Below are 10,752 nucleotides of genomic sequence, written 5' to 3' on the forward strand. Positions count from 1 at the left end.
GACACCTGGCTTCCAGACCTTCGCCACCACCCCCGCCCCCGCACCACCCAGACCCGGAGACCCGGAACGCAGCGTCGAGGAGCGCCTGGCCTACCACTCCGCGTTCGTCACCGTCCGCACCCCCGCCATCGACACCCTCGCCCTCAGCGTGCGGCGCCTGATGCTCCTCGGACGCCACCAGCGCACCACCGCCCGCCCCAGCCTCATCCTCACCGGGCCCGCCGCCACGGGTAAGACCACCGCCCTGCTCGAAGTCGGACGGGCCTGCCACCTCGCCCACACGCGCCGACACCCCGCCCCGCCCGGGAACGGGCAGCCGGCCGTGCCCGTCGCCTACGTCCTCGTGCCGCCCGGCGCGAGCGCGAAGACCCTGATCGCGGGTTTCGCCCGCTACCTCGGCATCCCCGTCACCGCGCGCATGACCCAGGCCCAGCTCATGCAGGCCGTCTGCCACACCTACAACACCGCCGGGGTGCGTCTGGTCCTGATCGACGAGATCCACCGTCTCAACCCCCGCACCACCACCGGTGCCGAAGCCGCCGACCTGTTGAAAGACCTCACCGAACAGATCGGTGCGACGTTCGTCTACGCCGGCATCGACGTCACCGGCACGGCCCTGTTCAGCGGGGTCCGCGGCGCTCAACTCGCCGCCCGCGCCAGCCTCGTCGAAACCGGCGCTCTACCCGCCCGCCTCGGCGCCCGCCGCCCGTTCACCGACCTCGTCACCGACCTCGAAACGGCCCTCGACCTCCAACGCCACCGGGCAGGCACCCTTCCCCGTCATGCCCCGTACCTCCACCAGCGCACCGCCGGACGCATCGGCAGCCTTAACCGCCTCATCCGAGAAGCCGCCCTCACCGCGATCCTCGACGGCACCGAACGCATCACCAAAACCACCCTCGACGCAGTGCGCCTGGACCACCAAGCCGAAACCCACCACCGTCCCCAGCACCGTCGACAGGCCCGATGAACACCACGGGCAGCGGAAAGACACCGGTCACCGACACCGGCTGAGAAAACCTCAACACCAGCGAGAACACCGCCCCGGACGGCCCGGGCCAACCCACCCGCACCCGACATGACCCGAGAACACCCCGAGATCAATGAGAACAGACCCCCAGAACCCGCCCGAACAGACCCCGGCACACCCCGCCTGACCAGGCAAAACAGCCCTGACCAGCCAAAACACGAAACCAGCCATTAGCGCACAGCAAAACCCTCAACACCGGAGATCAAACTCACCGAACCCCCGACATTCCCAGCCCACGCCCCCGCCCAACGCCCCAGAGCCCCGCCCACCCGTTCTCACCCCACCCACAACACCCCAGCCCACACACCATCCAGCACCTCAACTACACCCCCCTCAAACCTCACCCGGCCCGGGGCCCAGCACGAGGACCAGCACGGGGACCAGGCACAACACAGCCAGGAACAGGAGGTGCGGCCCCGGGGCGGGGCGCAGCCGCCACGCCACCACCCGGTCCTCGACAGGGGCGGCCTGGCGGCCGCGGGACGGGAGTGCCGGCCTACGGCCGCCCCCGGCGGGGCCAGGAGCCGGGGCCTGACGGCCCCGCCGGGGCGGGTGCGGGCACCGGGCCTGCGGCCCCGTCGCGGGCGGCCCAGCGGGAGCGGGCGGTGAGCGGGGTGCGGACCCGGGGCGGGGCGCAGCCGCCACGCCACCACCCGGTCCTCGACAGGGGCGGCCTGGCGGCCGCGGGGCGGGAGTGCCGGCCTGCGGCCGCCACGGGCGGGGCCGGGGGCCGGGGCCTGGCGGCCCGGCCGGAAGCGGGTGCGGGCACCGGGCCTGCGGCCCTGTGGCGGATGGCCCGGCGGGTGGGCGGGTGCGGTCGGTCGGTGGACGGGGAACGGGTGCGGGCTGGCGGCCTGGCGGCTCCCTGAGCGCTCTCCCGGGGGTCTCCCCTCCCCTGGGCACCCGCCACCCGGTACCCCGGCAGGGAACAGGAAGGTCAGCGCGTCCTGGCCCCGGGCCGCAGGCGCCTGCGGCTGACCGCCGGGACGTGGCAGTCGGGAAGCGGCGGGGCGGGGAAAGCCGGCGGACCGTGCGGGGAGCAGCGGGGCTGAGCGGGGAAGGCCGGCGGACCAGCCTGGCCGGAGGGAACGGGGAGCAGCGGCCGGGGGAGGGCGGGGAGCAGCTCGGCGTCCAGGCGGCCGGCCCGGCCACGGTGACGGGCACCGGGACCGGGGCGCAGCGGCAGCGGGCCGGGCCCCACCGGGGCGGCACACGGCATTTCCCGGCCGCGTCTCCCCCAGGTACCTGTCCAGCCCCCGGCGTGCCCTCTCCCAGGGCCATCGGACGGCTGCCCACGGGGCCGTTCCGCCCCCGTAGCGGAGTTGCCGCACCATGTGAGCTGACAGGAGCAGCGGGACTGCAGCGAGGGGCGGCGGGATCCGGACGAGCAAGCCCTCGACGACACCCCGACCCCGGCGAACAGGACGACCGGGTACGGGCGGCCGGGACAGCGGTGACCAGGCGCAGCCTCGCGAGGACGGGCCACTCGGGCGAGGAGCCGGGCCCGGCCTGGCGGGGACAGGCCGGGGCGGGCTGGACGGGCTGAGGGACGGGCAGAGGGTGGCCGGGGTGCAGGCCGGAGGCCAGGCAGCCGGGGCGGGGCGGGCGCCCGGGACCGCCAGCGGGACAGGAACACGGCGCAACAGACCGGAGGCCAGACCGGACGGCCTGCGGGACAGGCCTCACCGGGACGGCGGCACTCCCCCCGACCCGGGGCTCAGCACAGGGACGAGACACCACACGGCCAGGAGCAGCGGTACAGGCCGCAGGATGGTGGCGCCCGCCTGCGGCCGCCTAAGCGGCCGCAGCGCCGGGGCCTGACGGCCCGCCGAGGCGGGTGCGGGCACCGGGCCTGCGGCCCTGTGGCGGGCGGCCCAGCGGGCGGTCGGCGGGACGCCCCCCACCAGGGCGGCACGCGGCATTTCCGGGCCGCGCCCCGCGATTCGAATCCGACGGCCCCGCGGGGTGCGCTCGGACAGCCACCCCGGACGCGAATACCGGAGTGAATCCGGAGCAAATGCTGGCCGGACACGGCGGCAGCCTCAGGCGGTGCAGTAGCGGGTTCACCGGAAGAACTGGACCGGGCGGTGCCGACTAATCGTCAGGGTACTGGTTCTTCCAGGAAACACAGGCCGGGCGCTTCCCTCCCGACGCCAGAAATTCCTTCACGGCCTCCCGGACGAGGTCGATGGAGATCTCCACCTGGTCCGGGAATTGGCTCCAGTGTCCGGCGAGGTAGTACTCGGGGGCGTTCCTCGAATTCGCAGGGCCCGCCGTCACGAAGTTCCCGCTACGGTCTATGAAGAGCAGAACTCCTACCTGGAGTTCCTTGTCCACTCCGACCTGGAACTCATGATCCGGAATTTCTGTCCCACGACCGCCGGGGATGTTCAGCCTGATCGTTTCCCGGTCCAGATGGATGATCTGGGCCAGGTTCTCGTTCGCCGGGCTCGCGAGGAGTTCGTCGATCAGAGTGTCGACCTCCTCAAGGGAGTTGAGATAGTCGGGCCTGTCGATCCGGTCCCGCCTGTATCGGAGTTCAGCACGTAGCACCATTCCCGTCACACTAGGAGACGACCACCGCCGGGCCGGGAGCGCGGTACGGTCCACAGCCCCGACGGCAACCAACCGGTCGGCCGGCGGTCGGGGGGTCGGTGGCGGCGGAGCTCCCGCGCCCGGGAAACGGCGACCCGGCAGCGAAGCCGGGCGCGGCCGGCTGTCCTCTGACAAGTGATCTTGACCGTTTGGCAGGTGATCTTGACTGCCCGGTTCAGGGCGCTTGTCCTCAGGGCGACAGAGCCAGGTTGAGGACGCCCAGGAACCTCCCGGCCGAAGGCTGCGAGCTGGGGCGGATCGGAGAGGGCCGGCTGGGAGATGCGGGCTCAGCAGTATGTCTCGATGAAGAGGAGGACGCGGCCGTCGTCCGTGGTGAACTCGTATGCCTCGTGGATCGGCAGGTCAGCGGCGCCGAACCTGGCCCGTGCTGCAAGCCAGGCAGCCGGGCGCTCGGCCTCCGCAAGGAAGCGGGGGAGCCAGCATTGGGCCTGGTCGTCGTAGTACTCGCCCATCGACATCACGTCGGCGCCGACGGCGAGCCGCTTGGCCCGGCGAGGGTCCAGCGGCCCACGGACAAGCCGCCAGTGGCAGCCGTCGGCGTCAGTGAAGCCACGGGCCGCCACGGGCGGAAGGACGTGTGAGCCACCGGGCTCCTCCGCCGACGGTGACTGCATGGCCGCCACCACCTCGGCGAGGGTCGCGGCGCGCTTTTGCTTCTTCGGCACCTGCACAGGATGTCAGGGCCGCCCCCTCAGTAATCGGTCAAGATCAAGTGGCAGAAGTCCGCTGGCCGTCGAGATCACTCGGCAAACCGTCAAGATCGCCTGGCGGAGGACAGCAGTTGTCCTCTGACAGGTGATCTTGACCGATCGCCAAAAGATCTTGACCGTCCTGCCCCGGCTGCTCCCGGCCGCACCGGCCGGTTTGGTGGATGATCGGGATGTGCTGGTGCGTACCGAGAAGATGCCGCCGTGTCCGTCCGAGTCGATGACGGTCCGGGTCCACACCCCCGTCGGCAGCGCCGCGGCGGTGTGGCGTGGCGACCCGCACGACGCGGTTGGCTGGCACCACATCGAATGGACCATCGACGAGGACATCCTCTGGGGCCACAACACGTGGCCGGCCGAACTTACCGAACCGGGGGTGCGCGAGGAGGCCGGCCGGATCGTCCTGCGTGGGCGGCTCCAGCTTGCCGAAGACGGCGCCGCGGTCCTTGAGATGGGCGACTCGCAAGTGCCGTTCGACGTCAGCTCACCGCCACCGCCCGACAGCGCCGCCCACGCCTGGGTGGAGATCAGCGTCGAAGCAGACAAGGTGGAGCTGTACCCCTACTTTCTCTGACCGTCCAAGATCGTTTGGCAGACGGTCAAGATCGGCTGTCAGAGGACAGCTGACCCGTCTCAGTGAAGTTTGACCGTTCTCAACGAAGTTTGACCGCGTGGCTCCTAGGCTCTGGGCCCGGTTTCGGATCGGCCTGGGGAGACGGGTGGCTGAACTCGCGCGAGCGTACGGCGATGAGGCGTTGTCGGCCTTCGACCTGGTCTTTCACCGTGGCGAGGAACGGTGCCGGGCCCGCCTGGGCGGGTGCTGGGACGTGCGGTTCGAGGATGTCGAGCCGGTCCGGGAGTTCACCTGGGCCAAGAACGGGCAGAGCTTCGCGGGCCTGTACTACTCGGTGACGGCGGGCGGCCACGTCGGCTACGAGTCGTGGCTGGAGCGGGACCGGCTGATCCTCCTGGACCGCGACCGGGAGGTGGTGGCGATCGCCTCGCAGCCGTTCTGGCTGCACTGGCACGACGGTCGGCGCGAGCGCCGCCACGCGCCGGACTACTTCGTGCGCCTGGCCAACGGCCGGGGCCGGGTGGTCGATGTCCGCGCTGCCGACCGGCTGGACGAGCGGACGCTGGAGGCGTTCGCGGCGACACGCCGCGCCTGCGCCGCGGCGGGCTGGGAGTTCGAGCGCGCGGGAGTGCCGGACCCGGTGCTGATGGAGAACGTGCGCTGGCTGTCGCGCTACCGCAGGCGTAGGAACGCGGGCCCGGCTGAGGTAAGAGACCGCCTGGTCGACGTGTTCGCGGACCCGAAGCCGCTGCGGGCGGGCGTCGAGCTGGTCGGGGACGGGCTGCTGGTGCTGCCGGTGTTGTTCCACCTGATGTGGTCCGGCGTTCTGGCGGCCGACCTGGACGGTGAGCTGCTCGGCACGCACAGTCTGGTCTGGACCGAGGGGCGGCGGCATTGGGTGAGCTGAGCCGGCCAGTCCGGGTCGTGGTCGGCGACCGGGTGCGGTTTGACGGCCAACTGCGCGGCGTGCTCGCGGTGTCCGCGTTGGCCGTGACGCTGACCGACGGCGAGCGCCCCCACCGGGTCGTCCCGCTGCTTGAGCTGTTCGAAGCCGAGGGCTTCGAGGTCGTGGCCAGCCCGACCCGCATGCCGCTGCCGCCGGTGTCGCTGCTGGAGACGCTGCCCAAGCCGGTGCTGGAGAAGGCGTTGTGGTGGGAGGGCCACGTCCTCGAAGTCCTGCACGGACTGCCGCCCGGCGCGCGCCCGGACGCGGCGCCGCGTCCGGGGTACGGTCCCGGCCGGTCGCTCACCGCCCGCCAGCAGGTCAAGGCCGCCGAGCTGAGGGCGGCCGGTCACCGGGTGACGGCGAGCGCGGTCGCCCACCACCGGCGCCGCTACCAGCAGGACGGGGTGCTCGGCCTGGTCGACTACCGGCCGGTCCGCAAGAAGCCGGAGTTCGGCTCGGTGGATAAGCGGATCGTGGCAGCGATGCGAGAGGCGATCGGGGAAGGCGTCGACGCCTCCACGAAGACCGGGTCGTATCTCCTCTGGCGGACCGGGGAGATCCTCAAGGGCAGTGAGGAGGGCCGGGAGGTGACGCTGCCCTCGCGCGCCACCCTCTATCGGGTGCTGGCGAAGCTGACGGAGGGCACCTACACCTTCGGCACCGCGACCACCCGGCGGTCCAAGGCCCACGGGGCGAAGACTCCGTTCGGTGAGCTGCCGGCGTTCGCGCCGGGTCAGGTCATGCAGATCGACTCCACGCCGATGGACGTGATGGTCCTGCTCGACAGTGGTGTCCCGGGACGGATCGAGCTCACCGGCATGATCGACATCGCGTCCCGGACGCTGTCCGCGGCGGTGCTGCGGCCGACCACGAAGTCGGTCGATGCAAGCGTGCTGCTGGCCCGCACGGTCACCCCGGAGCTGATGCGGCCGGGCTGGGCGGAGGCCCTGCGGATGTCGCGCTCGGTGTTGCCGCACCGCCGGCTGCTGAGCCTGGACGAGCGCCTGGAGCACGCCGCCGCACGGCCGGTGATCGTCCCGGAGATGATCGTCTGCGACCACGGGAACGTGTCCATCTCCCGAAACTTCAAGGCGTCCTGCCGGTTCCTGGAGATCGACTTCCAGCCCGCGCACAAGGGCTCTGGCTTCGAGAAGGGCCACATCGAGAAGATGCTGGCCTCCATCGCGACGCTGTTCGTCCAGTTCCTGCCCGGCCACCTGGGCCGCAGCGCCGACCACCGCGGCCGCCACCCCGAGCGCGACCGGCTCTGGTCGCTGCTGGAACTCCAGGAGCTGCTGGACGAGTGGATCGTCGCGCACTGGCAGAACAGGCCGCACGACGGCCTGCGCGACCCGGCTCATCCGAGCCGGATGTTCACCCCGAACGAGAAGTACGCGACCCTGGTGGAGGCCTGCGGCTACGTCGCCGTCGCGCTCAGCGGCGACGACTACATCGAACTCCTGCCCGCCGAGTGGCGGGCGGTCAACGACTACGGCATCAAGATCAAGCACCGCGTCTACGACAGCCCCGAACTCGACCCGCTCCGGCGCCAGGACTCCGGCATCACCGCCAAGCGCGGGCTGTGGGAGGTTCATCGCGATCCCTACGACGTCTCCCGGATCTGGGTGCGCAACAACCGCGACGAGGGCCGGCCCTGGATTCAGGCGACCTGGAAGCATCTGCACCGCGCACCGGTCCCCTTCGGTGACCTGGCCTGGGACCACGTCAGCCACCAGATGCCCGGCGCCACCGCGAAGGAGATCGCCGACGCGGTCGCCGCCCTCCTCACTCGCGCCCACACCGGGCCGGACACCGACTCCAGGGCCAAACCGACCAGACGCGACCGCAGGGTCGCCGCCCGGACCAAGGCCGCCGGTCCGGCGACCCCGCTGCCCATCCAGACCACCACCGAACCCGCGCCCGAGCCGGTGCCGGCACCGGCCGAGGAAAGGCTCGCGGACGTGATCCCACTCGGCCTGTTCGATCCGCTCGAAGATCCCTGGAGACGCCGATGACGACGGACGACGACGATGCCAGGCAGCACCTGACCACGAAGGAAGGCTGGCGCAAGTTCACCTTCGGCCAGCCGGCGACACCGAAACTGCCGACGCCGAAGCAGTACGCCATGCTGGCGGAGCCGATCCGCCGCAACTACGACGAGATCCGGATCGACCACCACGCCCGGCTGATGGTGGTGGCCACCTCCACGGTCCGGCACACCGTCACCACCGGACGCCGCCTGGTGATGCTGAACCGGCACGCGATCAGCGCCCGCCGGGGCCTGATCGTCTCCGGCCCCGCCGGCACCGGGAAGACCATCGCCACCACCCAGCTCGGCCTGGCGCACGAGCTCAGCGACCGCGCCGCCCATCCCGGCGCCCACGGCCGGATCCCGGTCCTCTACGTCACCGTCCCGCCGGCCGCGACCGCCCGCATGATCGCCGCCGAGTTCGCCCGCTTCCTTGGCCTGCCGGTCCACAGCCGGCTCAACACCGCCGACATCATCGAGTCCGTCGTCGGCGTCTGCACCAAGGTCCGCACCGGCCTGGTGATCGTGGACGAGGTCCACAACATCTCCCTGACCACCCGCCAGGGCGCCGAGGTCTCCGACACGCTCAAGTACTTCTCCGAACGCATCCCGGCGACATTCATCTACGCCGGCATCGACATCGAGCACAGCACGATCCTCTCGGGCACCCGGGGCGCGCAGATCGCCGGCCGCTTCACCCTGATCCCCACGCACCCCTTCCCCTGCAACGCCGAGTGGACGGGCCTGGTCAGGACGATGGAAGACACCCTCCTGTTGCACCGGCACAAGCCCGGCACCCTCGTCGCGCTCGACCACTACCTCCACGAACGCACCGGCGGCATGATCGGAGCCCTCTCCCACCAGATCCGCGGCGCCGCGATCGACGCGATCCTCACCGGCGACGAGGAAATCACCCAGGCCGGGCTCGAAGCAGTGCCGCTCGACGTCACCGCGAGCAACCAGGACCGGAAGAAGCGGAAGACCAACAGGTGAGCACCGCCAAGACGCGGACCACGCTGATCCCGAAACTGCCGGTCCAGGTCTTCCCCCGCCCCTGCGAGGGCGTCGAGTCCTTCATCGCCCGCCTCGCCGAAGCGAACTGCCTCAAGCCCACTGTCCTTCGCGCCTATCTCTGCGATCCGCCGGGCTACCGCGGCACCATCAGCTGGCCCCGGCTCATCGCAGCGACCGGCCGCAGCCTCCGCGCCCTCCAGGACACCCTGGAGCGGACGCCACCGTGGTCACTCACGCACCCGGCCTGCGAGTACTGCGGACGACGCCCCGGAAAAGGGAAACCGTCCTCCTCACCACCGTGGTGGTGCTCCACCCGCTGCCGCCGCCGAAGCGATCTACTCGCCGCCGCGCCGTCAAGCCGCGACGTCCTCCCCAACCAGCGAGAGATCGTCTCCTGCCTGGGCTGCGGAACCCAGGTCATCCGCCTGGCGAACAGCACGCGCAGCACCTGCTCGAAACGGTGTCTCTCGCTCAGCACCCGATTCCGCGACGCCGAACTCGCTCTCTACGAGAACCCAAACGCGCTCGACCCTGACTGAACGCCGGACGAAGCGCCGGGGGAGCTCACGTGGTGGCCGGGAATTCCAGGACCGCGCGCGCGGCTTCCCGGACGTCCCGGTCCTCGTCCGCAACAAGCCGTTCGAGCGCAGTCCGAACGGCCGGGCCAGGTCGACGGGCCAACGACCATGCGGCCCAGAACCGGACCCCGTGGTCGGTGTCCTCAGTGCGGGCCACCAGCAGATCGGTGACGGTCTGGTCATGTGCTGAACCGAGGGCCTGCACGGCGGCTCGCCGGACCTCGGGGGCGGGATCACAGGCGCCGGCCATCAGAACGGCTCGGGCACGAGGAGGATTCCCCACGCCGAAGATGCTGCCGAGACTGCTCATCACGTCGGCGCGCACCCCGGGGTCCGGGTCGGATGCCGCGTTGGCAACAAGTTCGAAGTACTTAGCCCCGCCGAAATCGGTGACGCTCAGACCCCAGATGCCTACTCGCCGTGTCCCGGAGTCATGCGAGGCGACGCAGCCAAGCAACAGACGATGCGCCGCCTCGGGCCAGGCGGAGAGCAGTTCGAGGAGGTCGAGCTGCAGGGTGTCTCCGTCATCGTTGCGGTCCCCCACGCTCGCGCGCAGCAGGGCAGGCAGGGCCGCCTCGCCGCAGGCGCCTACCAGGGCATGCGCAATCTGGTCCCGGGCGAACGAGTCGTTCGCCTCAACGTAGTCGTCAAGTCGACGCTCCAGCTCAGGCCGGAGGAAGCCGGCTGCTGGTGTCCGCAGCCGCTCAACCAGGGTTTCGATTTGACGGCGGGCACCGGGCCCGCGCTTGATGCCGCCAGCCAACCCTGCGTCCAACTCGCTCAACGCACCCAGCAGCTCCGCACGCTCTGCCACTGCAGATCCATCGCTCCCTGACATATCCGCACTCTACGCACATCTGCTGTCACCGCCGAACAGCGGTCAGAGATACTCGAAAACCCATGCCCGAACACACGTCGCTGGCCCGCAGCCGGTTTCAGCTCGTGATCGAGACCACCGCACACTGAATCCGGGTGGTCAAACTTCACTGAGACAAACCGCCACCAGTCAGTGGGCGTTTAGGGGCGGTTTGCGACGAGTGTTTTGATCAGCTTTGCCGCATTCGTCGTCAAGGCGCATGATGCGAAATGCCCGGAAGCTCCGCATTGGCAGTTTCCCTCTACTCTATTGCTAGACGGAATCCAGCGTCGAGAAGCGGATCAAACGGTCACGCAGGTTGGCGCCCGGAAGGCGGCGAAAGTGAACGTAAGGTGCGAATCACGCCAAGGATGTTGGTCATCGAGGCGACTTAGCGCCGCA

General features: G+C 70.5%; 9 protein-coding genes. 6 read left to right on the forward strand and 3 right to left on the reverse strand.

The genetic code is table 11. From position 1 onward, the window contains the following. On the forward strand, positions 1-970 hold a 970-nt coding region (locus C2142_RS37550; protein ID WP_241003069.1), incomplete at its 5' end, for a TniB family NTP-binding protein. Positions 971-3,124: 2,154 nt separating this feature from the next. Here the strand turns inward: C2142_RS37550 and C2142_RS37555 are convergent. Continuing rightward, the gene (locus C2142_RS37555; protein WP_148647273.1) at positions 3,125-3,586 is read right to left on the reverse strand and encodes an Imm1 family immunity protein; all 462 of its coding nucleotides are present in this window, start codon (positions 3,584-3,586) and stop codon (positions 3,125-3,127) included. Between the two features lie 326 nt (positions 3,587-3,912). Continuing rightward, positions 3,913-4,311, reverse strand: coding sequence for a hypothetical protein (locus tag C2142_RS37560; RefSeq protein WP_148647274.1), 399 nt, complete (start codon positions 4,309-4,311; stop codon positions 3,913-3,915). Positions 4,312-4,441: 130 nt separating this feature from the next. Here C2142_RS37560 and C2142_RS37565 point away from each other — a divergent pair, with 130 nt between their 5' ends. The 5 genes from C2142_RS37565 (at position 4,442) to C2142_RS37585 (ending at position 9,455) form a co-directional block, all read left to right on the forward strand. Beyond that, positions 4,442-4,927, forward strand: coding sequence for a hypothetical protein (locus C2142_RS37565; RefSeq protein WP_148647275.1), 486 nt, complete (start codon positions 4,442-4,444; stop codon positions 4,925-4,927). A 253-nt stretch (positions 4,928-5,180) separates the two neighbouring features. After that, complete coding sequence (locus C2142_RS37570) at positions 5,181-5,834, forward strand: TnsA-like heteromeric transposase endonuclease subunit (protein WP_346766427.1); 654 nt, start codon at positions 5,181-5,183, stop codon at positions 5,832-5,834. Continuing rightward, the gene (locus C2142_RS37575) at positions 5,822-7,888 is read left to right on the forward strand and encodes a Mu transposase C-terminal domain-containing protein (protein WP_148647276.1); all 2,067 of its coding nucleotides are present in this window, start codon (positions 5,822-5,824) and stop codon (positions 7,886-7,888) included. The genes C2142_RS37570 and C2142_RS37575 overlap by 13 nt, the downstream gene beginning before the upstream one ends. Beyond that, positions 7,885-8,895: an ATP-binding protein gene (locus tag C2142_RS37580; protein WP_148647277.1), complete on the forward strand. Its 1,011-nt coding sequence runs from the start codon at positions 7,885-7,887 to the stop codon at positions 8,893-8,895. Before C2142_RS37575 ends, C2142_RS37580 begins: the two co-directional genes overlap by 4 nt. Then, positions 8,892-9,455, forward strand: a complete 564-nt coding sequence (locus C2142_RS37585; protein ID WP_148647278.1) for a hypothetical protein — start codon at positions 8,892-8,894, stop codon at positions 9,453-9,455. Before C2142_RS37580 ends, C2142_RS37585 begins: the two co-directional genes overlap by 4 nt. Positions 9,456-9,480: 25 nt before the next feature. On the opposite strand, the gene C2142_RS37590 is transcribed toward C2142_RS37585, so the two are convergent. Further along, positions 9,481-10,308: a HEAT repeat domain-containing protein gene (locus C2142_RS37590; RefSeq protein WP_162002658.1), complete on the reverse strand. Its 828-nt coding sequence runs from the start codon at positions 10,306-10,308 to the stop codon at positions 9,481-9,483. Between the last annotated feature and the right edge of the window lie 444 nt (positions 10,309-10,752).

This window comes from Streptomyces sp. CB01881 (assembly GCF_002953255.1).
Lineage (GTDB): Bacteria > Actinomycetota > Actinomycetes > Streptomycetales > Streptomycetaceae > Kitasatospora.

Coding starts and splice junctions, on each gene's coding strand:
- C2142_RS37555 (WP_148647273.1), bottom strand. CDS start 3,586: ATGGTGCTACGTGCTGAACTCCGATACAGGCGGGACCGGATCGACAGG.
- C2142_RS37580 (WP_148647277.1), top strand. CDS start 7,885: ATGACGACGGACGACGACGATGCCAGGCAGCACCTGACCACGAAGGAA.